General features: G+C 67.9%; 26 protein-coding genes and 1 pseudogene. 5 read left to right on the top strand and 22 right to left on the bottom strand.

The features are described 5' to 3' along the window. Positions 1 to 59 precede the first annotated feature (59 nt). Complete coding sequence (gene fusA, locus PKO50_RS30220; protein ID WP_275628065.1) at positions 60 to 2108, top strand: elongation factor G; 2049 nt, start codon at positions 60 to 62, stop codon at positions 2106 to 2108. 202 nt (positions 2109 to 2310) lie between these two features. On the opposite strand, the gene PKO50_RS30215 is transcribed toward fusA, so the two are convergent. After that, a complete protein-coding gene (locus tag PKO50_RS30215; protein WP_109933126.1) occupies positions 2311 to 2892 on the bottom strand; it encodes an alpha/beta hydrolase in 582 nt (193 codons plus the stop codon). 189 nt (positions 2893 to 3081) lie between these two features. Between PKO50_RS30215 and PKO50_RS30210 the strand changes: the two genes are divergently transcribed. Then, the gene (locus PKO50_RS30210) at positions 3082 to 3297 is read left to right on the top strand and encodes a DUF3079 domain-containing protein (protein ID WP_089392812.1); all 216 of its coding nucleotides are present in this window, start codon (positions 3082 to 3084) and stop codon (positions 3295 to 3297) included. A 1-nt stretch (position 3298) separates the two neighbouring features. On the opposite strand, the gene PKO50_RS30205 is transcribed toward PKO50_RS30210, so the two are convergent. Both PKO50_RS30205 and PKO50_RS30200 read right to left on the bottom strand, forming a co-directional pair. Further along, positions 3299 to 3946, bottom strand: a complete 648-nt coding sequence (locus PKO50_RS30205; protein WP_275628064.1) for a gamma-glutamylcyclotransferase — start codon at positions 3944 to 3946, stop codon at positions 3299 to 3301. A gap of 245 nt (positions 3947 to 4191) precedes the next feature. Continuing rightward, positions 4192 to 4554 (bottom strand): NADH:ubiquinone oxidoreductase, encoded by a 363-nt coding sequence (locus PKO50_RS30200; RefSeq protein ID WP_109931666.1) that lies wholly within the window; start codon positions 4552 to 4554, stop codon positions 4192 to 4194. A 74-nt stretch (positions 4555 to 4628) separates the two neighbouring features. Between PKO50_RS30200 and PKO50_RS30195 the strand changes: the two genes are divergently transcribed. Beyond that, a complete protein-coding gene (locus tag PKO50_RS30195; protein ID WP_275628063.1) occupies positions 4629 to 5597 on the top strand; it encodes a CobW family GTP-binding protein in 969 nt (322 codons plus the stop codon). A 67-nt stretch (positions 5598 to 5664) separates the two neighbouring features. Further along, a pseudogene (locus tag PKO50_RS30190) lies at positions 5665 to 6683 on the top strand (energy transducer TonB). A gap of 362 nt (positions 6684 to 7045) precedes the next feature. Here the strand turns inward: PKO50_RS30190 and PKO50_RS30185 are convergent. The 15 genes from PKO50_RS30185 to PKO50_RS30115 all read right to left on the bottom strand — a co-directional run bounded on the left by PKO50_RS30185 (position 7046) and on the right by PKO50_RS30115 (position 20680). After that, positions 7046 to 9004, bottom strand: coding sequence for a DUF4105 domain-containing protein (locus PKO50_RS30185; RefSeq protein WP_275630549.1), 1959 nt, complete (start codon positions 9002 to 9004; stop codon positions 7046 to 7048). Then, on the bottom strand, positions 9004 to 9339 hold the full coding sequence (locus PKO50_RS30180; RefSeq protein WP_109934431.1) for a DUF2388 domain-containing protein: 336 nt from the start codon (positions 9337 to 9339) through the stop codon (positions 9004 to 9006). Before PKO50_RS30180 ends, PKO50_RS30185 begins: the two co-directional genes overlap by 1 nt. Before the next feature lie 37 nt (positions 9340 to 9376). Continuing rightward, complete coding sequence (locus PKO50_RS30175; RefSeq protein ID WP_109934432.1) at positions 9377 to 9670, bottom strand: DUF2388 domain-containing protein; 294 nt, start codon at positions 9668 to 9670, stop codon at positions 9377 to 9379. A 120-nt stretch (positions 9671 to 9790) separates the two neighbouring features. Then, entirely contained in the window at positions 9791 to 10108 is a 318-nt protein-coding gene (locus PKO50_RS30170; protein WP_089392819.1) for a DUF2388 domain-containing protein, read from the bottom strand. Positions 10109 to 10203: 95 nt separating this feature from the next. Then, the gene (locus PKO50_RS30165; RefSeq protein ID WP_275628062.1) at positions 10204 to 10356 is read right to left on the bottom strand and encodes a DUF1127 domain-containing protein; all 153 of its coding nucleotides are present in this window, start codon (positions 10354 to 10356) and stop codon (positions 10204 to 10206) included. Positions 10357 to 10701: 345 nt separating this feature from the next. Then, positions 10702 to 10908 (bottom strand): DUF1127 domain-containing protein, encoded by a 207-nt coding sequence (locus tag PKO50_RS30160; protein WP_089392838.1) that lies wholly within the window; start codon positions 10906 to 10908, stop codon positions 10702 to 10704. Positions 10909 to 11265: 357 nt separating this feature from the next. After that, positions 11266 to 12762, bottom strand: coding sequence for an acetyl-CoA hydrolase/transferase family protein (locus tag PKO50_RS30155; RefSeq protein WP_275628061.1), 1497 nt, complete (start codon positions 12760 to 12762; stop codon positions 11266 to 11268). Between the two features lie 190 nt (positions 12763 to 12952). Then, a complete protein-coding gene (locus PKO50_RS30150; RefSeq protein WP_275628060.1) occupies positions 12953 to 14404 on the bottom strand; it encodes an NAD(P)(+) transhydrogenase (Re/Si-specific) subunit beta in 1452 nt (483 codons plus the stop codon). A 2-nt stretch (positions 14405 to 14406) separates the two neighbouring features. Beyond that, a complete protein-coding gene (locus PKO50_RS30145) occupies positions 14407 to 14727 on the bottom strand; it encodes an NAD(P) transhydrogenase subunit alpha (protein ID WP_009614711.1) in 321 nt (106 codons plus the stop codon). A gap of 62 nt (positions 14728 to 14789) precedes the next feature. After that, complete coding sequence (locus tag PKO50_RS30140) at positions 14790 to 15908, bottom strand: Re/Si-specific NAD(P)(+) transhydrogenase subunit alpha (protein ID WP_089392841.1); 1119 nt, start codon at positions 15906 to 15908, stop codon at positions 14790 to 14792. Positions 15909 to 16545: 637 nt separating this feature from the next. After that, the gene (locus PKO50_RS30135) at positions 16546 to 17181 is read right to left on the bottom strand and encodes an SCO family protein (RefSeq protein WP_109934435.1); all 636 of its coding nucleotides are present in this window, start codon (positions 17179 to 17181) and stop codon (positions 16546 to 16548) included. Positions 17182 to 17359: 178 nt separating this feature from the next. Beyond that, complete coding sequence (gene cyoE, locus PKO50_RS30130; protein WP_089392843.1) at positions 17360 to 18265, bottom strand: heme o synthase; 906 nt, start codon at positions 18263 to 18265, stop codon at positions 17360 to 17362. A gap of 28 nt (positions 18266 to 18293) precedes the next feature. After that, a complete protein-coding gene (locus PKO50_RS30125; RefSeq protein WP_275628059.1) occupies positions 18294 to 19367 on the bottom strand; it encodes a COX15/CtaA family protein in 1074 nt (357 codons plus the stop codon). A gap of 37 nt (positions 19368 to 19404) precedes the next feature. Further along, entirely contained in the window at positions 19405 to 19971 is a 567-nt protein-coding gene (locus PKO50_RS30120; RefSeq protein ID WP_109934437.1) for a hypothetical protein, read from the bottom strand. Next, the gene (locus tag PKO50_RS30115) at positions 19949 to 20680 is read right to left on the bottom strand and encodes an SURF1 family protein (protein ID WP_275630548.1); all 732 of its coding nucleotides are present in this window, start codon (positions 20678 to 20680) and stop codon (positions 19949 to 19951) included. Before PKO50_RS30115 ends, PKO50_RS30120 begins: the two co-directional genes overlap by 23 nt. A 74-nt stretch (positions 20681 to 20754) precedes the next feature. Between PKO50_RS30115 and PKO50_RS30110 the strand changes: the two genes are divergently transcribed. After that, a complete protein-coding gene (locus PKO50_RS30110) occupies positions 20755 to 20958 on the top strand; it encodes a twin transmembrane helix small protein (protein ID WP_009614697.1) in 204 nt (67 codons plus the stop codon). Between the two features lie 86 nt (positions 20959 to 21044). Here the strand turns inward: PKO50_RS30110 and PKO50_RS30105 are convergent, their stop codons facing one another. The 4 genes from PKO50_RS30105 to coxB all read right to left on the bottom strand — a co-directional run bounded on the left by PKO50_RS30105 (position 21045) and on the right by coxB (position 25346). Continuing rightward, positions 21045 to 21932 carry a cytochrome c oxidase subunit 3 gene (locus PKO50_RS30105; protein WP_109934440.1) on the bottom strand — a complete coding sequence of 296 codons (888 nt, stop codon included), beginning with the start codon at positions 21930 to 21932 and terminating at the stop codon, positions 21045 to 21047. Positions 21933 to 21951: 19 nt separating this feature from the next. Further along, positions 21952 to 22509 carry a cytochrome c oxidase assembly protein gene (locus PKO50_RS30100; RefSeq protein ID WP_064581580.1) on the bottom strand — a complete coding sequence of 186 codons (558 nt, stop codon included), beginning with the start codon at positions 22507 to 22509 and terminating at the stop codon, positions 21952 to 21954. 103 nt (positions 22510 to 22612) lie between these two features. Continuing rightward, positions 22613 to 24208, bottom strand: a complete 1596-nt coding sequence (gene ctaD / locus PKO50_RS30095; protein ID WP_009614691.1) for a cytochrome c oxidase subunit I — start codon at positions 24206 to 24208, stop codon at positions 22613 to 22615. A 13-nt stretch (positions 24209 to 24221) separates the two neighbouring features. Further along, complete coding sequence (coxB, locus tag PKO50_RS30090) at positions 24222 to 25346, bottom strand: cytochrome c oxidase subunit II (RefSeq protein WP_109934442.1); 1125 nt, start codon at positions 25344 to 25346, stop codon at positions 24222 to 24224. Between the last annotated feature and the right edge of the window lie 294 nt (positions 25347 to 25640).

Genomic DNA, 25640 nt, shown 5'->3' with positions numbered 1-25640 from the left:
GCCCAGGGCGTTCCGGGGCGCTGCCTATACTTCCCGTTACCCTGCCTGGGAGGTGCCCCATGTCGAACTACCCGGTCGAACAGATCCGCACGGTGGCCCTGGTCGGCCATGGCGACAGCGGCAAGACGCTGCTCGCCGAAGCCCTGCTGCAGCGCAGCGGCGCCATCCCCGCGATGGGCTCGCTGGAACGCGGCGACACCCTGTGCGACGCCGACCCGCTGGAGCGCGACTACCACCACTCGCTGTCCGCCGCGCTGGCGCACTTCGAATACGAGGGTGCGCACGTCCAGCTCATCGATACCCCCGGCCTGCCCGATTTCATCGGCCACGCGCTGCCGGCCCTGGCGGCGGTGGAGACCGCGCTGGTGGTGGTCAACGCGCAGAACGGCATCGAGCTGAATACCCACCGCATGATGGACTGGGCCGTCGAGCGCGGGCTGTGCCGGATGCTGGTGGTGAACAAGATCGACGCCGAGCGCGTCGACCTGCCGGCGCTGCTGGCCGACCTGCGCGAGGCCTTCGGCAAGGAGGTGCTGCCGCTGAACCTGCCGGCCGGCGGCGCCACGCGGGTGGCCGACTGCTTCTTCGCGCCCGCCGGCGAGGCGGACTTCTCCTCAGTGGAGGAGGCGCACCAGGCGCTGGTCGACCAGGTCGTGGAGGTCGACGAGGAGCTGATGGCGCGCTACCTGGAGCAGGGTTCGATCCAGCCGGAGGAACTCCACGAACCCTTCGAGCGGGCCCTGCGCGAAGGCCACCTGATCCCCCTGTGCTTCGTCTCGGCGCGCACCGGCGCCGGCGTCGACGAACTGCTGCAGGTGCTGGCGCGGCTGGCGCCCAACCCCGCCGAGGGCAACCCGCCGCTGTTCGAGCGCCTGGACGAGCAGGGCGGCGCCCGGCCCTTTCGCTCGCAGCCGGACCCCGAGGCCCACGTGCTGGCCCATGTGTTCAAGGTGGTGATCGACCCCTTCGTCGGCCGCCTGGCGGTGTTCCGCGTGCACCAGGGCACCGTGCGCCGCGACATGCAGCTGTTCGCCGGGGATGGCCGCAAGCCGTTCAAGGTCGGCCACCTGCTGCGCCTGCAGGGCAAGCGCCACGAGGAGGTGCCGCAGCTGGTCCCCGGTGACTTCGGCGCGCTGAGCAAGGTCGAGGAACTGGAGTTCGACGTGGTCCTGCACGACTCCCACGACGAGGACCACATCCGCCTGGCGCCGCTGGACTTCCCCACGCCCATGCAGGGCCTGGCCATCGAGGCCGGCCGCCGCGGCGACGAGCAGCGCCTGGCCGAGGTGCTGCAGCGCCTGCTGGCCGAGGACCCGTGCGTGCGCCTGGACTACAACGCCTCGACCCAGGAAACCCTGCTGCGTGGCATGGGCGAGCTGCACCTGCGCTACCTGCTGGAACGCCTGACCGGCGGCTACAAGCTGGAAGTGAACACCCGCCCGCCCAGCGTGCCCTACCGCGAGACCGCCACGCGCCCGGCCGAGGGGCACTGCCGGCACAAGAAGCAGACCGGCGGCGCCGGCCAGTTCGGCGAGGTGTTCCTGCGGGTGGAGCCGCTGCCGCGGGGGACCGGCTTCGAGTTCGTCGACGCGATCAAGGGCGGGGTGATCCCGGGGCAGTTCATCCCCTCGGTGGAGAAGGGCGTGCGCACGGCGCTGGCCGCGGGCCCCCTGGCCGGCTTCCCGGTGGAGGACGTGAAGGTCACGGTATTCGACGGCAAGAGCCACTCGGTGGACTCCAAGGACATCGCCTTCCAGGCCGCCGGGCGCAAGGCCATGTTCGACGCCCTGCGCAATGCCGGGGGCATGCTGCTGGAGCCGGTGGTGAACATCGCGGTGACGGCGCCGGAAGCCCGCCTGGGCGACATCACCGCCGACCTTACCGGGCGCCGCGGCCAGGTGCTGGGCACCGAGCCGCTGTCGGCCCGCGCCACCCTGGTGCGCGGCCAGGTGCCGCTGGCCGAACTGGAAGGCTACGCCAACCGGCTGAAGGCGATCACCGCCGGGCAGGGTTTCTTCACCCTCGAAGCCAGCCACTACAGCCCCGTGCCGCAGGACGTGCAGCAGCGCCTGGCCAGTGGGTACAAGGCGGTGCAGGAAGAAGACTGAAGAGGCCGGTTTTTGTAGGAGCGGATTTATCCGCGATGCTCCTACGCCGCCCCATCCAACCCGTAGGGCGCATAACGTCTACGGCGTTATCCGCCAATCGACCCGGGCACCTCTGTTCCGGCCGGCGGCGGATAACCGCGAACGGTTATTCGCCCTACGCTCGAACGCAGGGCGCGCTCCTCGCAGCAGCCGGCGCGGCCGTTCAGGCCCGGCGCCGCTCCCGCTGGTCGATCAGGTACTGCAGGCGGAACAGGTGGCGGTAGCCGGCCTCCCAGGCGCCGTGGCCGGACTTCACGTTGATGTGCCCGGCGTTCGGCAGGATCAGCGTCTCGGCGCCCCAGGCGCGGCCCAGCTGCAGGGCGCGCTGCGGGCTGCAGGCGGCGTCGTTGTCCGAGCCCACCAGCACGCTGGGGAAGGGCAGGGCGTCCAGGGCGATGGGGGCGAAGTTGCGCAGCGCCGCGTGGCAGGTCTCGCGCTCGACGTCGGCGGGCGCCACCAGCAGGGCGCCGGAGACCTGGGCCAGGGCCTTCGGCCCGGCGCGGCGGGCCCAGGAGGCGACAGTGACGCAGCCCAGGCTGTGGGCGATCAGCACCACGCGGCCGGGCTGGCGGCGGATTTCGCGGTCCAGTTCGGCGACCCAGTCGACATGCCGCGGCGCCACCCAGTCGCGCTGCTCCACCCGCGAGGCGTTGGGCAGCGCGCGCTGCCAGTGGCTCTGCCAGTGCTCGTCCTCCGAGCCGTGCCAGCCGGGCACCAGGACATAGCGGACGCGGTCGCTGCGCATGGGTTCATCCCCCTGAAAGTCGTCATGGGGAGGCAGTGTAGGTGGGGTTCGTCAATAAATTAAGGAATAAAAAATACTTTGCTTATGCTGCATTTGCTTATTCCGGCACTTCTTGATTCGCGACAAGTACGCAGGGGCCCGGCAGGCGTTGAATCGAAGCTGGGCCCATTCCCTCCAGGCGAACCCCTCATGGCCAAGAAATTCCCCCTGCACCCCGCTCACCCCGAACGCATCTGCTGGGGCTGCGACCGTTACTGCCCGGCCTCGGCCATGGGCTGCGGCAATGGCTCCAGCCGTACCCAGCACCCCATCGAGATCTTCGGCGAGGATTGGGCGGACGAGCCCGCCTGGGGCCTGGACGAGACGCCCGCGCAGCCGGTCGAGGTGCGCCAGCCGGCGCCCTGACTCAGCCGGGGGCCTTGGCGCAGCAGCGCGCCAGCAGGGCTTCCAGGTTCAGGTCGGGCATGGCGCAGGCGCGCAGCGCGCTGACCGTCTGCTCGACGTATTCGCGGGTGGTGCCGAAATGCCCCTGGGCGCTGTCGAACACGCGCTGCACGATGCTGTCCGGCAGCGAGCCGGCGTAGCTGGGCAGGTGGCGTTCGAGGACGAAGCCCAGGGCGCGCACCCGGCGGCCATCCTCCAGGCGGCAGCTGAGCCACTCCGGGCGGTAGGAGGCGTAGGGCATCTCGCGCTGCCAGAGGGCGAACAGGTTGGCGTCCAGGCCGTCGTCCGGCAGGCGGTAGGCGAAGCCGCCGCAGGAGCCGCCGCGGTCCAGGCCCAGCACCAGGCCGGGCATCTCCGGGGTGCCGCGGTGGGTCAGCGACCACAGGTAGAGCCCGCGGTGGTAGCCGTGCACCCGCGCGCGGCTGGCCTCGGCCACCGGGAACTCCGGGCGCCAGATCAGCGAGCCGTAGGCGAACAGCCACACGGCGCCGCCGCCGTGCTCGGCCATGGTGATTTCCAGCGAGGCGCGCAACTGCTCCGCGCTGAGTCGTTCCGGCGCCCCCAGCGCCGGTGGATAGAAGGGGCCGTCCAGGTTCATAGACGTGCTCATGCGTAACCCCCAAGGTACCTCACGCTCTGAAAACTTAGCGGATGTGACCTTTTGACAGAAGGGGCGGCTGCGCAAGACACCTTTGCGCGGACGAACGGCGCTACCGCCGGTCCGGATGGCAGGGGGCGAAAAAGAGGGCCGCGCGGGGCGGCCCTATCACCAAGATCTTTGCTGGCGTGGGGTGCCAGTGGGTGTGAGGTACCCGACCAGCAGTAGAGCAGCCGCCCATGACAGGCGCATGACGGTCACTGCCCGGCCTGCCACTGGCCCTTGCTCTGGCTTTCGCAGAACGGCTGGAGGAAGCGCGCGTCGCTGGCCACGCCGTAGTAGTGGATGTCCTGGCGGTAGGGGCTGTTGGGCACCTGGGCGTTGGCGCAGACGCCGAAGGCGCCGGTCGGGCAGGCGTCGGCGTAGGCCACCTCGACCTGCTGGTCCTTCAGTTGCGGCTGGCAGAAACCCTCGTGGAACAGCTTCGCCGGGATGCTGCGGTTCTGCTGGCAGACCTTCACGTCGAGGTTCCTGCCGCGGCTGTGCACCACGCAGGCTTCGGCGTGGGCGAGGGCGGGCAGGGCGAAGCAGGACGACAGGAGCAGGGCCGGCAGACGCATGAAGGCGGGGTCCTTTGAGCGAAGGGGCGACTCTAGCGCTTTTCCCCGCCCTCGTCAGGCGGCAACATGGCGCCATGCTCGAACAGATTCCCACCCATGTGATCGGCGGCCCACTGGGCGCCGGCAAGACCAGCCTGATCCGCAACCTGCTGGCCCAGCGCCCGGCAGGCGAGCGCTGGGCGGTGCTGGTCAACGAATTCGGCCAGGTCGGCCTGGACGCCGCGCTGCTGGCCACCGACGCCGACGGCGTGGCCATCGGCGAGGTGGCCGGCGGCTGCCTGTGCTGCGTCAACGGCGCGCCCTTCCAGGTCGGCCTCGCCCGCCTGCTGCGCAAGGCGCGGCCGCAGCGGCTGTTCATCGAACCCTCCGGCCTCGGCCACCCGCGCACCCTGCTGCGCCAACTGGGCGAGGCGCCCTGGCGCGGCGTGCTGGCGCCACAGCCCTTGTTGCTGGTGCTGGACGCCGCGGCGCTGGCCGCAGGCGCTTCGCTGCCGGAGGCGCAACGGGACGCCCTGGCCGATGCCGCGCTGCTGGTGCTGAACAAGAGCGAAGGGCTGGACGAGGCGGCCCGCGAGCGGCTGCAAGCCGACCTGCCGGCGCTGCCGCAGGTCTGGACCGAGCAGGGGCGCCTGCCCTTCGCGCGCCTGCCGTTCGTCGCCAATATCGGATCGGACGCAGCGGCGGAGCTGCCGGCGCCCATGGCCGAGCTGCCCGTGCTGCTCACCCGCGCCGCGCCCCTGCGGCAGGTGCACAGCGAGGGTGGGCGCCAGGCCGTCGGCTGGCGCCTGCACGCCGACTGGCGCTTCCGCCGCGCGGCGGTGGAGGCCTGGCTGGCCGGCCTGGGCGGCCTGCTGCGGGCCAAGGCGGTGCTGCACTGCGAGGACGGCTGGCAGGCCTGCAACCGGCTGACGGGCGCCGAACCCTGGCAGCCCAGCGCCTGGCGGCGGGACAATCGGCTGGAGCTGATCTTCGACGCCGAGCAGGATCTGCAGGCCCTGCAGCAGCAAATGTTGACCTGTGCCAGGTTGGCCGATGGCCAATAAGGTTGCCATCGGCGGGGCGAATGATAATAATTATCAGATTCTGGTCATTTCCCCACAGGCTTCTCCCATGGCGCCATCGCAATCGCGCTCGCCGGCGGGCTCTGCTCTCGTCGCGTCCGCCGCGGAACTTCCTTCGTCCTCCGACAGCGACGAAGGACTCTCGCTGCCTTGCGTCAGCGCCCAGCGTGGCAGTGAAGCCAACCTGCGCCTGGTGGACTGCTCCGGCGCCCGCCGCGACGAGGAAGTGGCCGTCGCCGAGGAACTGCTGATTCCCTACGCCGCGCCCGTGGAAGGCGTGGAAGAGGCGGAGCAGCCGCCCCAGCCGGCTGGCTGGTGGAAGTCTTCCGGGCTGTCCCTGGTGCTGCACCTGGGGGTGGTTGCCGGCCTGGTCTGGGCCATGCCCAGCCCCGACGAGCTCAACCTCGGCCGTGGCGAAGTGCCGACCATGCAGGTCACCGTGGTGCAGCTGCCGCCCAAGCCCGAGCCGGTGAAGGAGCCGCCGGCCGCCGCGCCCGAGCCGCAACCGCCGCAACCCACGCCGCCGGAGCCGGTGGTCGAGCCGCCCAAGCCGGAGCCGCCGAAACCCAAGCCCAAGCCGGTGGAAAAGGCGGTGCCGAAGAAGGCGCCCAAGCCCAAGCCGAAACCCAAGCCCGAACCCGAGCCGGTGGAGCAAACCCAGGCCCAGCCGACGCCGCCCGCCCCGCCGCCGCCCCGGCCGCACCGACCGTGGGCCAGAGCACCCCGGGCGCCCAGGCCGCCCCGACCGGCACCCAGGGCCCGGCCGGCCTGCCCACCGGCAGCCTCAACGACAGCGACATCAAGCCGCTGCGCATGGACTCGCCGAAGTACCCGCTGATGGCCCAGCGCCGCGGTATCGAAGGCCACGTGAAGGTGCTGTTCACCATCACCGCCGACGGCCGCATCGACGACATCCAGGTGCTGGATTCCTCGCCGCCGCGGATGTTCGACAGCGCCGTGCGCCAGGCCATGGACACCTGGCGCTTCGAACCCCGCGTCAGCGGCGGCCGCATCGTCGCGCGGCAGGCGACCAAGGTCTTCTACTTCAAGCTGGAGGGGCGCCGCTGAGGCGCTTCCCGGTTGATGAAAAACGCGCCTGAAGGCGCGTTTTTCGTTTGGGGTGGGGTGGCTGTTGTGGGAGCGGGCTTGCTGGCGAATGGTGCTCACCTGCAGCTTCGGTGTATCGGTCCGGCTTCTTTCCCTCTCCCCAACCCTCGGCTGCGCGCCCCGCCCTGAAGGGAGAGGGGGCTTGTCCGTGCCGAGATAAGGCAAGGTTTCAAATGAATGCCTTCGGTGTTGCCGGCTGACTCCAGAGCATCCAGGCACACCGAACGGTCCCCTCTCCCTTCAGGGAGAGGGTTAGGGAGAGGGGCCGAAGTCAAACCAGCGCACCGAAGCTGCAGGTGAGTACCATTCGCCAGCACGAAACCTCAGGGCAACTCGAACCCACCCGCCGCCTTGTGCAGCGCCCGCAGGTGCGCGCCGAGCTGCTTGAGGTTGGCCTCCAGGGCCTGCAGTTCCTCGCGGCGCTCCGGCTCCAGCAGCGCGCGGACCTCCTGGTCGAGGTTGTCGCTGAGCTGGCGCAGGCGCGCCTGGCGGGCCTGGGTCTGCTGCTCCAGGCGCGTCGACTCGCCCGGCTGCGGCAGGCCGTAGCCGCTGTCCAGCAGCTCCGCCGGCTGGCTGAGGAAGCCGCTGTCGTCGAGGATCTGCTGCAGCGTCTTGCCCGCCGCCACCAGCTTGGGGTCGGCGCGGGCATCGTTGAGGTGCCCCAGGTACAGGCGCTTCAGCTCGTCCTGGGCCAGCTGCAGCTGGCGCCGCAGCGAGGCCTGTTCCAGCAGCAGCATGGCGGCGCTGGCGCGCAGGTCGGCCTTGTCGAACCAGGCGCGGCGTTCGCTGGCGGGCAGGGCCAGCCAGTCCTCGACCTTGGCCTGGGGGATGTCCAGGCGCTGGCGCAGCACCTCGAACATCGCCTGGTAGCGGTCGCGGAAGGAGTCGAAGCGGTAGCCCAGGCGCAGCGCGCGCTTGGGCTCGTCGAGCACGCTGGCGTCGGCCAGGCCGCGGTTCTCCATGATCTCCACCACGCCGTAAGGGGTGATGCTGTCGAGGTCCTGCAGGCGTGCGTCGGGGATGCCGCTGCGCAGCAGCTTGAGGGTCTCCACCGCGCAGTTGTTGGAGATGAAGTAGTAGTTGCCGTCGTAGCCCCAGTGCACCTGCATGGCGCGCTCCACCAGCTCGTCGATCTGCTGGCGGCTGAGCCTGAGCGGGATCGAGGCCAGGCTGCGCAGCTCGATCTTGGTGTATTCCTCGATCACCTGGGACAGCGGCAGCACGAACAGCCGCGACGGGTAGGAGCCGGTCAGGCCGTCCCAGCTGGACAGCTGCAGGTCGCCGACGAAGGCGCGGTAGGACAGCACCAGGTGCTGGTCCAGGTCCAGCCGGCAGTCCGGGCCACGCGGCCGGCCCGGGGCGCAGACCACCAGGCGCAGCATGGCGTGGCCCCAGCGGCTGACCCACTGGTCGTTGGCCTCGGCCAGCAGGTAGTCGACCTCGTAGACCCGCTCCGGGTCCAGCCGGCCCAGCGGCTGGCGGCCGAAGTCGCGGCCGGCGTTGAGGTAGGCGAAAGACTGTTCGCAGGCCTGGCGCTGCGGGCGCTCGCCGAAGCGCTCGGCGTAGTAGCGGTACAGCGCCGGGCGGCGGCAGGCGTAGCTGGGGTCGAGGACGAAGTACTCCATGTTCACCGCGACGAACTCGCGCGGGTTGTTCAGCTCGTAGCGGTCCGGGCTGCGCAGGACGAAGCGGTTGTCGTGCTCGCGCTGGCCGCGCTTGCCGGCCAGTTGTGGCCAGCCGGCGAGGTCGAGCAGGCGCGGGTCGTCGGAGAGGGTGAAGCGGCGGTTGGCCTGGCCGCGGCACTCGGCGCCCTCGCCGATGCGCCCTGTGCTGCCCTGCTGGCGCGTGCAACGCTGGATCAGCCGGGCCTCGGCGGGCAGCCAGAGGCGCCCGCGGTCGTACAGGTGGGTCAGCTCGTGGACCACCGTGGCCTGCAGCTCGCGGCGCAGGGTGCCATGGCTGCGGCCGGTCTTGAGGGTGGCGGCGCTGCCGTCGGCGAGGGCGGCGAGGTACTTGCGGTTCAGCGCGATGGCGCCGGGGCGCAGGGCCTGGCCCATGCCATTGCCCGGCAGGTCGTCGCGCCACTCCACCTCGACGCGGCGGTCCAGGGCCTGGACGAAGGCCGGCGGCAGCGCCTGGCGGACGTCATCCAGCAGCTGCTGGCTGGCCTGGCGCTGTGCCGGGGCGAGGCCGTCGGGCTGCAGCGCCAGGCGCAGGTCGGCCTGGGCGCTGGCGGCGGCGAGCAGGCTCAGTGCCGCCAGCCAGCGGCGGCCGCGGGGGATCACAGAGCGAGAATGGCTTCGGCCAGCTGCTGGTCGGAGGCATCGCGCGCTTCCGGGAGCTGCTCGCGCACCACCTTCAGCGCCGCTTCCAGCTGCGCACCGCGGATGGCGCCCTGGCTTGCGACGAAGCTGGCGGCGTCGTCACGGGCTTCGCGGACGATCTTCATGTCGCGGATCGAGGTGGTGGTGTCGGAGGTGAAGTCCAGGCTGCGGCCGGTGGCGTTGGTGCTGATGTTGAACAGGCGGACGACCGAGTGGGCCTGGACGCTGGAGGCGCAGGCGGCCAGCAGCAGGCCGAGGATCAGGGGGCTCTTGGGGATCGAGCTGAGGCGCATGGGTGTCTCCGAAACGGCAGCGAGGGCTGCTCACGGTTTATTGGGCAAGAATGGCTTCGGCCAGTTCCCGATCGTTCGCCGCGAGCTCCGGATGCTGTTTGCGCAGCCAGCGCAACGCCTGTTCCAGGCGCGCTCCGCGCACCTGGCCGTCGGTGGCGATGTAGCTGGCGGCATCATCGCGGGCGGCACCGAGCAGTTTGTTCTCGAAAGGCGTACTGGTGACTTTGCTGGTCACGTAGCTGCTGCCGGCGACGAACATGGTGGTCTGTTCGAAGGCCAGCACGGGGGTGGCCAGGCAGAGGCCGGTGAGCAGGAATGGCAGGCTGCGCATGGGCTGAGGCGATCGGAAAAGCACAGCCGACAAGGCTAACGGAATGCGCCGGCAAGAGCCAGCCTCGCAGGCCCGGCGGGCCCTCTGAAAAGGCGCCTCCGGGCCAGGTGGGGCGGGGAATCAGATGACCAGGATCGCCTGGGCCAGTTGCAGGTCGTTGGCGGCCAGGCTCGGCAGCTTGCCGCGGATGTGCCGCAGCGCCGCTTCCAGGTGCGCGCCCCGCACCTGCCCCTGGGTGGCGACGAAGGTGGCGGCGTCGTCGCGGGCGTCCAGGACGATCTTGTCGTCGCGGAAGGAGTTGGTGATGTCGGTGGTACCGTCGGAGGTGGCCTTGGTGGCGCCGACCAGCGCATCGGTGGTGACGATGAAGCTGGAGGCGAAGGCGCCGCTGGCGCAGGTGAGCAGGGCGGCGGCGGTGAGCAGGCGCAGACGATTCATGGATGGACACTCCCAGTCGAGATGAAACCGCGCGGCCAACGCTGCCGCGCGTTACCGATGCAGACTAGCGGAGCCAGCCCGCGGCGACCAGCCGGTCAGCGCCAGAAAGGTTTCGAAAGTTCCCGCTCGCGCTGGCAGCGGTCGATGCCGGCGTCGGCCAGCTCGCGTTCGCCGAGCAGGGCCAGTTGCTGGCGGGTGTGGGCGTTGCGGCGCCACTGGCAAAGGAGGGCGAACAGGCGCGGAACCATTGCCCTGATGTTTTGAACTGTACTGCTGTCCGTGCTGTTGCCTTCGAGAACCCGTTCCATGCCGGCGGCCTCCGCGGTTGTGCTGGGCGATTCAGCTTCGCACCGGGCGCCCGGGGGAGGCAGAGGCAGGTAGGGGAAATTCCGGGAGAACAGTGCTGCGGCAGGAGGCAACTGTACGGCTGTGGTCGGGCCTGGCTGTACGGCTTGGCCGCACCCTGTCGGGGCGCCTTTCGTGGAGGCCGAAAACAGTACGGGCCGCTTCCTGTGAGGGAGCGGCCCGTTACGGTGTGACCGATACAGTCCGTGAAAGCTATTGCGGACCGTAACAGTTTGAAGCTGTATCGCTTACTTCCAGAACGGCTTGTTCAGCTCGGCGTAGCGCTGGGCTTCGCTGATGCCGGCGTCGGCCAGCAGGCGCGAGTCGAGGCGGGCCAGCTGGCGGCGGCTCTCGATGCGGCGCTGCCACAGGCGGACGGTGCCGACCAAGCTGCGGTGGGCGGTGGAGGAAGAACGGATGCTGCTGACGTTGGCGGAACCGAGGGTACGTTCCATGATTTTCGTCCTTCCCGCTTTTGGCGGGTAGTGGGGTTGCGGAAGTTGTTGAGGAGTATCTTCTGACTTTTTGGTCAGCCGCGATAGGTACAGTTGCCTTGAATTAAATAGCGTCAGCGAATTGTTTCAGCGAACTGTAATGGCATTTTTGGTGCGAACTGTACCGCTGTGCTCCGTTATGGTGCACAGGTGGTGGGGAATGCGGGGTTTTCAGAGGGTCTGCCGGGGTTGGCAGTAGGAGAAGTGGAACAGTCGCTGTGGGATAAAAAACTGTTCGAGAGTGTTTTTACGTGGTTTTTTTCCGACTGTCCAGCCTGGCGGGCCATTCTTTGTGGAATGGCCCGCCGGCGTGCCGGATCAGCTGGCGGCGAGCATGTGGCCGCGTTCTTCCAGGTTGATGTGCCAGTTCATGGCTTCGCGCAGGATGTGCGGGGTGTGCCCGCCGCGCAGGCAGGCGGCCTCGAAGTAGGCGGCCAGGGCGTCGCGGTAGGAGGGGTGCACGCAGTTCTCGATGACCACCCGGGCGCGCTCGCGCGGCGCCAGGCCGCGCAAGTCGGCCAGGCCCTGCTCGGTGACCAGGATGTCGACGTCGTGCTCGGTATGGTCGACGTGGCTGACCATGGGCACCACGCTGGAGATGTTGCCGCCCTTGGCGATGGACTTGGTGACGAAGATCGCCAGGTGGGCGTTGCGGGCGAAGTCGCCCGAGCCGCCGATGCCGTTCATCATCCTGGTGCCGCCGACGTGGGTGGAGTTGACGTTGCCGTAGATGTCGAACTCCAGCGCGGTGTTGATGCCGATGATCCCCAGGCGCCGCACCACCTCGGGGTGGTTGGAGATTTCCTGCGGGCGCAGCACCAGCTTGTCCTTGTAGCGCTCCAGGTTGCCGAAGACGTCGGCGTTGCGGCGGCTCGACAGGGTGATGGAGCTGCCCGAGGCGAAGCGCAGCTTGCCCGAGTCCATCAGGTCGAAGGTGGAGTCCTGCAGCACTTCGGAGTACATGGTCAGGTCTTCGAAGGGCGATTCCATCAGGCCGCACATCACCGCGTTGGCGATGCTGCCGATGCCCGCCTGCAGCGGCGCGAGGTTCTTCGCCAGGCGGCCGGCGTCCACTTCGCGCTTGAAGAAGTCGATCAGGTGGTTGGCGATGGCCTGGGTCTCGCTGTCCGGCGGCAGCACGGTGGAGGGCGAGTCCGGCTGGTTGTTGATGACGATGGCGACGATCTTTTCCGGCGGGATCGGGATGGCGGTGCTGCCGATGCGATCGTCGACCTTGGTCAGCGGGATCGGCGTGCGGGTCGGCCGGTAGGTCGGGATGTAGATGTCGTGCAGGCCTTCCAGGTTGGTGTTGTGCGCCAGGTTGATCTCGACTATCACCTGCTTGGCGAAGATCGCGAAGCTGGCCGAGTTGCCCACGGAAGTGGTCGGTACGATGTGGCCTTCCTCGGTGATGGCCACGGCTTCGATGACCGCGATGTCCGGCAGCTTGAGCTGGTGGTTGCGCAGCTGTTCGACGGTTTCCGACAGGTGCTGGTCGATGAACATCACCGAGCCGTCGTTGATCGCCTTGCGCAGGGTGCTGTCGACCTGGAAGGGCATGCGCCGGGCCAGCACGCCGGCCTCGGTCAGGTGCTTGTCGAGGTCGTTGCCCAGGCTCGCGCCGGTCATCAGGCTGATCTTCAGCGGCTGCTGCCTGGCGCGCTGCGCCAGGGCTTCCGGCACGGCCTTGGCTTCGCCGGCGCGGGTGAAGCCGCTCATGCCGACGGTCATGCCGTCCTGGATCAGGGCTGCGGCCTGGTCAGCAGTCATCACCTTCTCGAGCAGGGAAGGCAGGCGCACGCGATCACGGTACATGGAAAAACCTCAGGCTTTATGGGGAGTGCAAGGCGGCCAGTCTAGGGATTCGGCGATTTTTCGCCCTTATACCAAGGTCGAAAAATCGCCCCGCCACTGCCTTCCTTACTACCAAAGTCCAGAGGGTTTTCCTTTGCGGCAAAGCAAGACACCGGCGCGCGGCCGGTGTCTCGTGGATCGACGGCTGTCGTTATTCGACGGCCTTGACCATGTCCTCGATGACCTTCTTGGCGTCGCCGAAGACCATCATGGTCTTGTCCAGGTAGAACAGTTCGTTGTCCAGGCCGGCGTAGCCGCTGGCCATCGAGCGCTTGTTGACGATCACGGTCTTGGCCTTGTAGGCCTCGAGGATCGGCATGCCGGCGATCGGCGACTTCGGGTCGTTCTTCGCCGCCGGGTTGACCACGTCGTTGGCGCCCAGCACCAGCACCACGTCGGTCTGGCCGAACTCGGAGTTGATGTCCTCCATCTCGAACACTTGCTCGTAGGGCACTTCGGCCTCGGCCAGCAGCACGTTCATGTGGCCCGGCATACGGCCGGCGACCGGGTGGATGGCGAACTTCACGGTGACGCCGCGGTGGGTCAGCTTCTCCGCCAGCTCCATCAGCGCGTGCTGGGCGCGGGCCACCGCCAGGCCGTAGCCGGGGACGATGATCACGCTGTCGGCGTTGGTCAGCAGGAAGGAGGCGTCGTCGGCCGAGCCGGATTTCACCGGGCGGGCTTCCTTCGCACCGGCGGGGCCGGCGTCGTCGGTGCTGGCGCCGAAGCCGCCGAGGATGACGTTGAAGAACGAGCGGTTCATCGCCTTGCACATGATGTACGAGAGGATCGCGCCCGAGGAGCCCACCAGGGAGCCGGCGATGATCAGCATCGAGTTGTTCAGCGAGAAGCCGATGCCCGCCGCGGCCCAGCCGGAGTAGGAGTTGAGCATCGACACCACCACCGGCATGTCGGCGCCGCCGATGGGGATGATGATCAGCACGCCGAGGATGAAGGCCAGGGCCAGCATCAGGGCGAAGGCGGCGAGGTTGCCGGTGAACATGAACACCAGGCCCAGGCCCAGGGTGGCCAGGCCCAGCACCAGGTTCAGCAGGTGCTGGCCGGCGAACTGTACCGGTGCACCCTGGAACAGGCGGAACTTGTACTTGCCGGACAGCTTGCCGAAGGCGATCACCGAACCGGAGAAGGTGATGGCGCCGATGGCCGCGCCGAGGAACAGCTCCAGGCGGTTGCCGGTGGGGATGGTGTCGCCCAGGTGCTGGACGATGCCCAGCGACTGCGGCTCGACCACGGCGGCGATGGCGATGAATACCGCGGCCAGGCCGATCATGCTGTGCATGAAGGCGACCAGCTCGGGCATCTTGGTCATCTCGACGCGCTTGGCCATGATCGAACCGGCGCTGCCGCCGATCAGCAGGCCGACCAGGATGTAGCCGATGCCGGCGGCGGCGTTGTCGCCCTCGGCCAGTTGCGCGCCGAGCTTGAACACCAGGCCCACGGTGGTGAGCACGGCGATGGCCATGCCGACCATGCCGAACAGGTTGCCGCGCCGCGAGCTGGTCGGGTGCGACAGGCCCTTCAGGGCCTGGATGAAGCAGACCGAGGCGATCAGGTACAGCAGGGTGACGAGGTTCATGCTCATGGTCAGTGCTTCTCCGCCGGCGCTTTCGGCGCTTTCTTCTTGAACATTTCCAGCATGCGGCGGGTGACCAGGAAGCCACCGAACACGTTGACCGCGGCCAGGGCCACGGCCAGGGTGCCCATGATCTTGCCCAGCGGGGTGACGGTCAGGGCGGCGGCCAGCATGGCGCCGACGATGACGATCGCCGAGATGGCGTTGGTCACCGCCATCAGCGGGGTGTGCAGGGCGGGGGTGACGTTCCATACCACGTGGTAGCCGACGTACACGGCCAGCACGAAGATGATCAGGTTGTAGATCCCGTGGGAGATCAGCATTTCTTCCATCGTCTTTCACCGGTCTCTAGGCCGGGCTGAAGCCCGGCGGGTTCTTCTTTATTAAGGAGGGCTCAGCCGTTCTTGCGCACGGCCTGGCCGTCGCGGCACATCAGGCAGGCGGCGACGATGTCGTCTTCCAGGTTGACCTTGAAGCCTTCGGCGGACAGGGTCAGCTTGAGGAAGTCGAGCAGGTTGCGCGCGTACAGGGCCGAGGCGTCCGCCGGGACCATGGCGGCCAGGTTGGTGTGGCCGACCAGGGTCACGCCGTGCTTGACCACTACCTGCCCGGCTTCGGTCAGCGGGCAGTTGCCGCCCTGGGCCGCGGCCAGGTCGATGACCACCGAGCCGGGCTTCATTTCCTGCACCGTGGCTTCGTGGAGCAGGGTCGGCGCCTTGCGGCCCGGGATCAGCGCGGTGGTGATGACGATGTCGGCCTGCTTGGCGCGCTCGTGCACCGCCTTGGCCTGGCGCTCCATCCACGAGGCCGGCATGGGGCGGGCGTAGCCGCCGACGCCTTCGGCGCACTCGCGCTCCTCGTCGGTCTCGTAGGGCACGTCGACGAACTTGGCGCCGAGCGACTCGATCTGCTCCTTCACCGCCGGGCGCACGTCCGAGGCCTCGATCACCGCGCCCAGGCGCTTGGCCGTGGCGATGGCCTGCAGGCCGGCGACGCCGGCGCCGAGGATCAGCACGCGGGCGGCCTTCACGGTGCCGGCGGCGGTCATCAGCATGGGCATGAAGCGCGGGTAGTGGTTGGCCGCCAGCATCACCGCCTTGTAGCCGGCGATGTTGGCCTGGGACGACAGCACGTCGAGGCTCTGCGCCCGCGAGGTGCGCGGCGCCGCTTCCAGGGCGAAGGCGGTGATGCCGCGTTCGGCCATGCGCGCGATGTTGTCGTTGTCGAAGGGGTTGAGCATGCCGATCAGCACGGCGCCCGGCTTCATCTGCGCCAGTTCCTCGGCGCTGGGGGCGACCACCTTGAGCACCAGCTCGGCGCCCAGGGCTTCGGCGGCGGAGCCGATCTTCGCCCCGGCGGCCTCGTAGGCGCTGTCCGGCTGGCTGGCGTTGACGCCGGCGCCACTCTGAACGATCACCTGGTGGCCTTGGCCAACCAGTTTCTTGACGGTTTCAGCGGTGGCGGCGACCCGTGTTTCACCGGCATGGGTCTCGAGAGGGACACCGATCTGCACTCACAAATCTCCTGCGTGATCCTTGAGTAGTCCGGCGCCGGAAGGCGGCCGGGTTGTCGAACTGGCAACGCATGCCGCGATAAGGGCGGGTCCAGAACCCGCTGGGCGGCGGCATTGTGCAATCGAGCCACTGGGTCGGCAAGAAGTTCTGAAGTAGTACTAAAAAAGAACTACAAGTCACGTTCGGACCCGCAGTTCCCCCGTTCCGGCAAGGGGCGCTACCGCCCTGGCTTTTAGCCTAATTGCCTATTGTGACCGGGGGAGAATGCTATCCCTGGCGTGAATGTCCGCTCATCAGAACCCCCGGCAACCCGGTGAGAGGCCCGTCAATCCTGCCTCAGGCGCATCTATAGGTGTTAATTAATGTTTTTAATCTGAAATATGAGTGATCCCTGATGCCTGGAATTCCGTAGCAGATTTTTTACATTGACTACAGAGTCAGGAAATTCTCAACAAGCGCCTCACGGCGCGTGTTTCCTGGCTTTCGGGCAGGCGACGGGGCCGGCCTGGAAAAACGGCCTGGTCCAAGGCTGTGCAGGCGGGTGATGAAAAAAAAGAACGGCCACCCGAGGGTGGCCGTTGCCTGGCTGCGACAAAGCAGCGCGGTGAATGGGCCGGCTGCGTGCCGGCGAATGGCTCAGCCCTGGTCGGCGAGCACCTTGGGCAGCTGTTCGGCGAGCTTGGCGTTGTTCAGCGGGGCGCGGATGAAGCCGTGCTGGGTGCCGTCCGGGCCGATGACCACCAGGTTGCCGCTGTGGTCGACGGTGTAGTTGGGCTTGCTGGTGTCGGCCGGGATGTAGGGGATGCTCATGGCGTTGGCCAGCTTCTGGATGGCCTCGTCGCTGCCCACCAGGCCCTGGAAGCCGGCGTTGAAGAAGCCCAGGTATTCCTTCAGGCGCGCCGGGGTGTCGCGGTGCGGGTCGACGCTGACGAACACCACCTGCAGCTTCTCGCGCACCTCGGGGGCCAGCTTGCCCTGCAGCTCGCGCAGTTGCGCCAGGGTGGTGGGGCAGACGTCCGGGCAGAAGGTGTAGCCGAAGAACAGCAGGCTCCAGCGGCCCTTGAGGCTGGCGGTGTCGAACGGCTTGCCGTCCTGGTCCTGGAAGGTCAGGGCCGGCACCTCGCGGCTCTGCGGCAGCAGCACGATGCCGGCGTCGAGCAGGGCGGCGGGGTCGAGGCGGTGTTTCTCGGTGAGCACCTTCTGCACGGTGAGGCCGAGGATGACGGCGACTATGGCTACCAGGATGAGGACGGTCTTGTTGACTCGGGACATGGGGTTCTCGTGGTCGGGAGCGGTCGAGGGGCGTTCATGGACGTAGGGCGTATAACCGTTCGCGGTTATACGCCGCTACACCCAAGCCTGCAGCCAACTCCCAGGTCAACCTCGGAGCCGTCTGGGGCCAAGGCCAAACGGCGGATAACGCGGAGCGTTATTCGCCCTACGACTCCTGTTACAGCGCGATGTGGATGGGTAGGTAATGGTCCACCAGCAGGGCGATGAACAGCAGGAACAGGTAGGCGATAGAGTACTTGAAGGTGCCGATGGCCGCATGGGGCCTGCTGTCGCTGTACAGCGCCCAGGCCCAGTCGAGGAAGCGCGCGCCCAGGGCCAGCGCGGCCAGCAGGTAGACCAGCCCGCTCATGTGGATGGCGAAGGGCATCAGGCTGACGGCGAACAGCACCAGGCTGTAGAGCAGGATGTGCAGCTTGGTGTAGCGCTCGCCGTGGGTCACCGGCAGCATCGGGATCTCGGCCTTGGCGTACTCGTCCTTGCGGTGCAGGCACAGGGCCCAGAAGTGCGGCGGCGTCCAGGCGAAGATGATCAGCACCAGCAGCAGCGGCTCGGCCGACAGGTGCCCGGTCACCGCCACCCAGCCGAGCATCGGCGGGGCGGCGCCGGCCAGGCCGCCGATCACGATGTTTTGCGGCGTGGCGCGCTTGAGGAAGCCGGTGTACAGCGCCGCGTAGCCCAGCAGCGAGGCGAGGGTCAGCCAGGCGGTGAGGGCGTTGGTGAAGGTCAGCAGCAGGCTCATCCCGGCCAGCGCCAGGAGCAGGGCGAAGCCCAGGGCCACGCTGGGCGACAACCGCCCTTCCACCAGCGGGCGGCGATGGGTGCGGGCCATGATCGAGTCGATGCGCCGGTCCACCACGTGGTTCACCGCCGCCGCCGCGCCGGCGCACAGGCCGATGCCCAGGTTGCCGAACAGCAGCACCGTCCAGGGTACGCCGCTGCGGGTGGCGAGCAGCATGCCGATCAGCGAGGTGATCAGCATCAGCAGGACCACCTTGGGTTTGGTCAGCTCCAGGTAATCGCGCCAGCCGGGTTGGCTGCGGGTGCCGCTCAGTACGCTGGCCATGTTCGGTTCTCCGTTGGTCGAAGTGGGTTCAGCCCTGCGAGGGATAGGCCACCGGTCGTTCCAGCGCCGGCAGGGCACGGGCCCGGCCGGCCCTGGCGACGCTGGCGGCGGTGACCGGCGAGCGCAGCCGGTAGTTGACCAGCACCAGGCTCAGCAGCAGGCAGGCGCCGCCGCCGTTGTGCGCCACTGCCACCGGCAGCGGCAGGTGCAGCAGCACGTTGCTGATGCCCAGGCCAACCTGCAGCGACAGCGCCAGCAGCATCAGCGCGGTGGGGTAGATCAGGCCGACGCGCTGCATACGCCAGGCCAGCACCAGCAGCACCGCCACCACGCAGAAGGCGCCCATGCGGTGGGTCATGTGGATGGCCGTGCGTGCGTCGCTGTCGAGCTGCCCGCCCAGGTAGTTGGGGCCGATGTGCTGGGTCAGGTGGAAGCCGTTGGCGAAGTCCATCTGCGGCCACCATTGGCCGTGGCACATGGGCAGGTCGATGCAGGCCACCGCCGCGTAGTTGCTGCTCACCCAGCCGCCCAGGGCGATCTGCAGCGCCACCAGGGCCAGGGCGAAGGCCGCCAGGCGGCGTGGCGCGCCGGCGCGCTGCAGCGGTTGCACGGCGCCGGACAGGCGCAGGCTGAGCAGGAACAGCAGCGACAGGGTGGTGAAGCCGCCGAGCAGGTGCGCGGTGACCACCTGCGGCCACAGCTTGAGGGTCACCGTCCACATGCCGAAGGCGGCCTGGGCGATCACCACGCCCAGCAGCAGCAACGGCAGGCGCAGCGGCTGGCCGTCGCGGCCGCGGCGCAGCAGCGCGTGCACCGCCAGGCCGGCGATGAGCAGGCCGAGGGTGCCGGCGAAGTAGCGGTGGATCATCTCGTTCCAGCCCTTCTGCGCCTCCACCGGGGCCTCTGGGAAGTGCTGCTCGGCGTGGGCCAGCTGCGCCTCGCTGCTGGGCACGTGGATGAAGCCGTAGCAGCCGGGCCAGTCCGGGCAGCCCAGGCCCGCGTGGGTGAGCCGGGTGTAGGCGCCGAGCAGCACCACCACCAGCGCCAGGGCGGTGGCGAAGGCGGCGACGTGGAAGCCGGGTTTACGCGGTGTGTTCGTCATGCACAGCCCCCGTTCTTGTCGTTGTCGTGGCCTGCGCTCAGCCGATGTGGGAGAGCTTCAGCAGCAGTTGCAGGTCGCCGAGGATCTGCTTGCCGTTGGCGCCGGCGGCGTAGCGCAGCACCAGGTTGCCGTGGGGGTCGACTATCCACAGCTGCGGCGCCTGCTCGCCGGCGGCGGGCTGCATGGCGTAGCGCTTCAGGCGCGGATAGTCCTTGTCCAGCTGCGCCTGGAACTCCGCCGGCAGCGCCTGGGCGGCGGCCAGGGCGTGCTCGGCGCGGTTGGCGTCGCGGTTCAGGCCGATGTTGATCTGCCGCGCCAGGTACACCAGCTGCTGGCAGTCGGCGGCGCAGGCGGCGGGGGCGGTGACCAGCAGTTGCCAGCGGTCGCTGGCGGCGTCGGCCTGCACGCCCAGGTCGGCGGGCGTGCTGCCGTTGGCGATCAGCTCGCCGTGGTAGCTGCGGCTTTCCGGCACCCAGAAGCGGAACTTGTACATGCCGGTGGCCAGCAGCATGGGGCCGAATACCACGGCGAGGATCAGCAGCAACTGCATGCGCCCGCGGTTGCGGCGGCGCAGCTGGGTTTCATCGAGGGTCAGGCTGGTCATGGGCGGGCTTCTCCCGTGCGCGGCGGATGCCGAGGTAGAGGTAGAGGGCGAACAGGGCGGTGGCCATGGCGAACCACTGCACGGCGTAGCCGGTGTGGCGTTCGGGGGCCATGGCGACCACCGGCCAGTTGGTCTCGAAGGCGGCGTCGCCCGGTTCCAGGCGCAGCTCCAGGGCCAGGCCGTTGCGGTCCAGGGCCTGCCAGGTGGCGTCCGGCTCGACGCGGGTGACCAGCTGCGGCCAGGCCTGCTGCCGGGCATCGGCCAGCTGCAGGCCGCCGGGTGGCGGGACGTAGGCCCAGGCATCGAGCAGCAGCTCGCCGCCGGGCGTATCGACGGCCGGCGCCACGCGGCGGTTGGGCCAGGGCAGCCAGCCGCGGTTGACCAGCACCCACAGGCCGCTGGCCTTGTCGTGGAAGGGCTGCAGCACCTCGACGCCGGCGGCGCCGTCGCGGGTGCGGTTGTCCAGCAGCAGGGTGTGCTCGGCGTCCAGGCGGCCTTGCAGGCGCACCCGCACGTAGGCCGGCTCGGCCAGGGCCTCGAGCTGCGTGACGGGAATCGGCGCGGCCTCGCGGCGCGCTTCGGCGGCGGCCAGCAGCACGCGCTTCTCGGCGGCGCGGGAAAGCTGCCAGCAGCCCAGGGCCACCAGCAGCGGGAGTAGCGCCAGGACCACCAGGGTCGGCGCCAGGCCCGGCCGGAAGACCGCCGCCACGCCGTGGCGCGGGCGGGAGTCGATGGCGTGCTGGCTATACTGCAAGTTACCCCCTCAGCAATCGGAGCCACGTCATGCTCAAGGCCGCGATCGTCGTTCTGCTGCTGGCCACCGTGGCCAGCCTGTTCAGCGGACTGTTCTTCCTGGTCAAGGACGAGGGCCACGGTTCCCGCGTGGTCAACGCCCTCACCGTGCGCGTCATCCTCGCCGCGCTCACCCTGGCCCTGGTCGCCTGGGGCTTCTACTCCGGGCAACTGGTCACTTCCGCCACCTTCTGAGCTTTTCGTAGGAGCGAGCTTGCTCGCGAACGACTCCGCAGCGGAGCTGGTTCGCGAGCAAGCTCGCTCCTACAGGCCGTGCCGCCTCAAAGCACGTACACGAAGATGAACAGCCCGATCCAGACCACATCCACGAAGTGCCAGTACCAACTGGCCGCCTCGAAGCCGAAGTGGTGCTCGGCGTCGAAGTGCCCGCGCAGGATGCGGACCAGCATGATGCTCAGCATCAGCGCGCCTATGGTCACGTGGGCGCCGTGGAAGCCGGTGAGCATGAAGAAGGTGGTGCCGTAGATGCCCGAGCCGAGGGTCAGGCCCAGCTCGCTGTAGGCCTCGTGGTATTCGTGGGCCTGCAGGAACAGGAAGGCCACGCCCAGGGCCACGGTGATCGCCAGCCACAGTTTCAGCGGGCCGCGGTGGTTCTTCTTCAGCGCGTGGTGGGCGAAGGTCACGGTGAAGCTGGAGGTGACCAGCAGGATGGTGTTGATCAGCGGCAGCTTCCACGGCTCGATGACTTCCTTCGGCGGCGGGAACAGCTTGTTGTCCGGGTTGCTCAGCAGCGGCCAGGTGTACTGGAACTCCGGCCAGAGCATGTGGGCGATGCCCTTGTGGCCCTCGCCGCCCAGCCAGGGCCCGGCGAAGTGGCGGATGTAGAAGAGCGCGCCGAAGAAGGCGGCGAAGAACATCACCTCGGAGAAGATGAACCAGCTCATGCCCCAGCGGAACGAGCGGTCCATCTGCGGGCTGTAGAGGCCGGAGCGGCTTTCCTTGATGACGTTGCCGAACCAGCCGAACAGCATGTAGGCGACGATCAGCCCGCCGGCGAAGAGTATCCAGGGCCCGTGGGAGGCCTCCTTGCCGGCGCTGTAGTCGTTCATCCAGGTGCCGACGCCGAACAGCGTGGTGAGCAGGCCGATGGTGGCGATGATCGGCCATTTGCTCTGCGCGGGGACATAGTACGGATCGTGGGTTGCCATTCTTGTTCTCCTGGGCCGGTCAGCGGTCGTTGCTGGCCACCGGTGGCTTGCGTGCGGTGATGTCGAACAGCGTGTAGGCGAGGGTGATGCGGTGGACGTCCGCCGGCAGGTCGCGGTCGACGATGAAGCGCACCGGCATCTCGATGCGCTCGCCCGGCTGCAGGACCTGCTGGGTGAAGCAGAAGCACTCGGTCTTGTGGAAATAGCGCGCGGCCGTGGAGGGCGCGATGCTGGGGATGGCCTGGGCGGTCATCGGCTTGTTGGTGGGGTTCTGCGCGACGAACAGCATCTGGTTCACCGCCCCGGGGTGCACCACGATCATTTCGCTCTCGGGGCGGAATTCCCAGACCATGTCGATGTTGTTGTTGGCCACGAAGTCGACCTTCACCTGGCGCGCCATGTCCACCTGCTGGAGGCCGCCCTGGTAGGCGCTGCCGGAAGTCTTGCCGTTGATGCCCAGGGCCTTGCACATGACGTTGTAGATCGGCACCAGGGCGAAGCCGAAGGCGAACATGGCCACCACCACCACCAGCAGGCGGGTGACCAGCTTGCGCGTCTCGATGTTGCCGTCGCTCATGGTTATCTCTCCCGTAGGAGCGAGGGGGGCGCCTAGCCCTTGCTCGCGAACCAGCCCCGCTGCGGAGTCGTTCGCGAGCGAGCTCGCTCCTACGAAGGGCGGTTCATTTCACTTCCGGCGGGGTGCTGAAGGTGTGGTAGGGCGCCGGCGAAGGCACCGTCCACTCCAGGCCTTCGGCGCCGTCCCAGGGCTTGGCCGGGGCCGGCTTGCCGCCGCGGATGGTCTTGATGACGATGAACAGGAACAGCAGCTGGGTGGTGCCGAACAGGAAGGCGCCGATGGACGAGACCATGTTGAAGTTGGCGAACTGCAGGTTGTAGTCCGGAATCCGCCGCGGCATGCCGGCCAGCCCCAGGAAGTGCATGGGGAAGAAGGCCATGTTCATGCCGATGAAGGAGAGCCAGAAGTGCAGCTTGGCCAGGGTCTCGTCGTACATGTGCCCGGTCCACTTGGGTATCCAGTAGTACACCGAGGCGAAGATGCCGAAGATCGCCCCGGGCACCAGCACATAGTGGAAGTGCGCCACCACGAAGTAGGTGTCCTGGTACTGGAAGTCCGCCGGGGCAATGGCCAGCATCAGCCCGGAGAAGCCGCCGATGGTGAAGAGGATGACGAAGGCCACGGCGAACAGCATGGGCGCCTCGAAGGTCAGCGAGCCCTGCCACATGGTCGAGGCCCAGTTGAACACCTTCACCCCGGTGGGCACGGCGATCAACATGGTGGCGTACATGAAGAACAGCTCGCCCACCAGCGGGATGCCGACCACGAACATGTGGTGCGCCCAGACGATGAACGACAGGAAGGCGATCGAGGCGGTGGCGTAGACCATCGAGGTGTAGCCGAACAGCGGCTTGCGGCTGAACGCCGGGATGATCGCGCTGACCGCGCCGAACGCCGGCAGGATCATGATGTACACCTCGGGGTGGCCGAAGAACCAGAACACGTGCTGGAACAGCACCGGGTCGCCGCCGCCGGCCGCGCTGAAGAAGCTGGTGCCGAAGTGGATGTCCATCAGCATCATGGTCACGCAGCCGGCCAGCACCGGCATCACCGCGATCAGCAGGAAGGCGGTGATCAGCCAGGTCCAGACGAACAGCGGCATCTTCATCAGCGTCATGCCCGGGGCGCGCAGGTTGAGGATGGTGGCGATCACGTTGATCGCGCCCATGATCGAGCTCATCCCCATCATGTGCAGGGCGAAGATGAAGAAGGTCACGCTGTGCGGGGCGAAGGTGGTGGACAGCGGGGCGTAGAAGGTCCAGCCGAAGTTGGGGCCGCCGCCGGGCATGAACAGGGTGCTCACCAGCAGGCCGAAGGCCGCCGGCAGCAGCCAGAAGCTGAAGTTGTTCATGCGCGGCAGGGCCATGTCCGGCGCGCCTATCATCAGCGGCACCATCCAGTTGGCCAGGCCGACGAAGGCCGGCATCACCGCGCCGAACACCATCACCAGGCCGTGCATGGTGGTCATCTGGTTGAAGAAGGCCGGCTCGACGATCTGCAGCCCCGGCTGGAACAGCTCGGCGCGGATCACCATGGCGAAGGAGCCGCCGAGGAGGAAGGCGCAGAAGCTGAACCACAGGTACAGGGTGCCGATGTCCTTGTGGTTGGTGGTCAGGACCCAGCGCATCAGGCCCTTGGCCGGGCCGTGGTGGTGCTCGCCGGCGTGCGAATGCTCGGGATGGTCGATCACAGCGCTCATCGCAGGCTCCTCGTTATTTTTGCTTCTGCTTGTAGGCCACTACTTCTTGCGGTGTGACCATGTCGCCGTCGTTGTTGCCCCAGGCGTTGCGCTCGAAGGTGATCACCGCGGCGATGTCCACTTCCGAGAGCTGCTTGCCGAAGGCCGCCATGGCGGTGCCCGGGACGCCGTTGAACACGGTCTCCAGGTGGTGTTCCTTGGGCCCGGTGACGATCTTCGAGCCCTTGAGCGCCGGGAACATCGGCGGCATGCCCTGGCCTTCGGGCTGGTGACAGGCGGCGCAGATGGTGTGGTAGACCTTGTCGCCGCGGGTGACGAGTTCTTCCTTGGTCCACTCCTTGCTGGTCAGCTCCTTGAGCTTGGCGGCCTCTTCCTTGCGTTCGGCCAGCCACTTGTCGAAGTCCGGCTTGGCCTTCACGTCGACCACGATGGGCATGAAGCCGTGGTCCTTGCCGCACAGCTCGGCGCACTGGCCGCGGTAGACGCCGGGCTCGTCGACCTTGGTCCAGGCCTCGTTGACGAAGCCGGGGATGGCGTCGCGCTTGACCGCGAAGGCCGGCACCCACCAGGAGTGGATGACGTCGCTGGAGGTCACCAGGAAGCGCACCTTGACCCCGGCCGGCAGCACCAGCGGGTTGTCCACTTCCAGCAGGTAGTGGTCGTCCTTGGGGTCCCTGTTGTGGATCTGCTCCTGGCTGGTGGCCAGGTTGCTGAAGAACTCCACGTCCTGGCCCAGGTACTTGTACTGCCACTTCCACTGGTAGCCGGTGATCTGCACGTCCAGCTCCGGCTCGGTGGTGTCGTACATGTGGATCAGGGTGCGGGTGGCGGGGATGGCCATCACCACCAGAATCAGGAACGGCACCACGGTCCAGAGGATCTCCACTGCGGTACTCTCGTGGAAATGCGCCGGCTGCTGGCCGGTGGAGCGGCGGTGGACGATCATCGACCAGAACATGGCGCCGAAGACGATGATGCCGATGACCACACAGATCCAGAAAATGGTCATGTGCAGGTCGAACACGTTACGACTGACCTCGGTCGCCCCCGGGGTCATGTTCACCGTCCAGGCGGCGTGCGCCGGAGCGAACACGAGGAGCGACAGCAAGCCCATCCAGGTACGCGGATGTCGCAGCATTCGGGTTCCCCTTATCGTTGTTCTTATCCCGCCGGCAAATGCCAGCGGCCAAGGGAGCGACCGCCAAGACAGCAAACTTTGACCGCCGAGCCTCGGCACGTGCAAGGCAGGCCGGGTTCATCAGGTTCAGGTGTGTCGAGTCGGAGTATAGCCAGGGGTTGCGACATAACAACGCAGCGCAAAAAACTCCTCCGCAATTGCGAAAGGTGCTCTCAAAGCCACGCCACCTGCGGCTTTGCGCTACCATGGTGGCGGCTTGATATGCCCGAACCTCATAAAGGTTGCGTGATTATG

The organism is Pseudomonas sp. 273 (assembly GCF_029201425.1).
Classification (GTDB): Bacteria; Pseudomonadota; Gammaproteobacteria; order Pseudomonadales; family Pseudomonadaceae; genus Pseudomonas; species Pseudomonas delhiensis.
The sequence above is the reverse complement of the archived record's forward strand: the minus strand, read 5'-3'. Positions and strand labels throughout refer to the sequence as shown.

Bases quoted from the DNA above. Each gene is read 5' to 3' on its own strand.
- fusA (WP_275628065.1), top strand. From the start codon at position 60: ATGTCGAACTACCCGGTCGAACAGATCCGCACGGTGGCCCTGGTCGGC.
- PKO50_RS30120 (WP_109934437.1), bottom strand. From the start codon at position 19,971: ATGACCAGCCTGACCCTCGATGAAACCCAGCTGCGCCGCCGCAACCGC.
- PKO50_RS30155 (WP_275628061.1), bottom strand. From the start codon at position 12,762: ATGTACCGTGATCGCGTGCGCCTGCCTTCCCTGCTCGAGAAGGTGATG.
- PKO50_RS30205 (WP_275628064.1), bottom strand. From the start codon at position 3,946: ATGAGCACGTCTATGAACCTGGACGGCCCCTTCTATCCACCGGCGCTG.
- PKO50_RS30110 (WP_009614697.1), top strand. From the start codon at position 20,755: ATGCTCAAGGCCGCGATCGTCGTTCTGCTGCTGGCCACCGTGGCCAGC.
- PKO50_RS30200 (WP_109931666.1), bottom strand. From the start codon at position 4,554: ATGCGTCTGCCGGCCCTGCTCCTGTCGTCCTGCTTCGCCCTGCCCGCC.
- PKO50_RS30215 (WP_109933126.1), bottom strand. From the start codon at position 2,892: ATGCGCAGCGACCGCGTCCGCTATGTCCTGGTGCCCGGCTGGCACGGC.
- PKO50_RS30170 (WP_089392819.1), bottom strand. From the start codon at position 10,108: ATGAATCGTCTGCGCCTGCTCACCGCCGCCGCCCTGCTCACCTGCGCC.
- cyoE (WP_089392843.1), bottom strand. From the start codon at position 18,265: ATGGCCAGCGTACTGAGCGGCACCCGCAGCCAACCCGGCTGGCGCGAT.
- PKO50_RS30100 (WP_064581580.1), bottom strand. From the start codon at position 22,509: ATGAGCGACGGCAACATCGAGACGCGCAAGCTGGTCACCCGCCTGCTG.
- coxB (WP_109934442.1), bottom strand. From the start codon at position 25,346: ATGCTGCGACATCCGCGTACCTGGATGGGCTTGCTGTCGCTCCTCGTG.
- PKO50_RS30175 (WP_109934432.1), bottom strand. From the start codon at position 9,670: ATGCGCAGCCTGCCATTCCTGCTCACCGGCCTCTGCCTGGCCACCCCC.
- PKO50_RS30105 (WP_109934440.1), bottom strand. From the start codon at position 21,932: ATGGCAACCCACGATCCGTACTATGTCCCCGCGCAGAGCAAATGGCCG.
- PKO50_RS30150 (WP_275628060.1), bottom strand. From the start codon at position 14,404: ATGAGCATGAACCTCGTCACCCTGCTGTACCTGATCGCCTCGGTCTGC.
- PKO50_RS30125 (WP_275628059.1), bottom strand. From the start codon at position 19,367: ATGACGAACACACCGCGTAAACCCGGCTTCCACGTCGCCGCCTTCGCC.
- PKO50_RS30210 (WP_089392812.1), top strand. From the start codon at position 3,082: ATGGCCAAGAAATTCCCCCTGCACCCCGCTCACCCCGAACGCATCTGC.
- PKO50_RS30145 (WP_009614711.1), bottom strand. From the start codon at position 14,727: ATGGAAGAAATGCTGATCTCCCACGGGATCTACAACCTGATCATCTTC.
- PKO50_RS30165 (WP_275628062.1), bottom strand. From the start codon at position 10,356: ATGGTTCCGCGCCTGTTCGCCCTCCTTTGCCAGTGGCGCCGCAACGCC.
- ctaD (WP_009614691.1), bottom strand. From the start codon at position 24,208: ATGAGCGCTGTGATCGACCATCCCGAGCATTCGCACGCCGGCGAGCAC.
- PKO50_RS30180 (WP_109934431.1), bottom strand. From the start codon at position 9,339: ATGCGCCTCAGCTCGATCCCCAAGAGCCCCCTGATCCTCGGCCTGCTG.
- PKO50_RS30195 (WP_275628063.1), top strand. From the start codon at position 4,629: ATGCTCGAACAGATTCCCACCCATGTGATCGGCGGCCCACTGGGCGCC.
- PKO50_RS30135 (WP_109934435.1), bottom strand. From the start codon at position 17,181: ATGTCCCGAGTCAACAAGACCGTCCTCATCCTGGTAGCCATAGTCGCC.
- PKO50_RS30160 (WP_089392838.1), bottom strand. From the start codon at position 10,908: ATGGAACGTACCCTCGGTTCCGCCAACGTCAGCAGCATCCGTTCTTCC.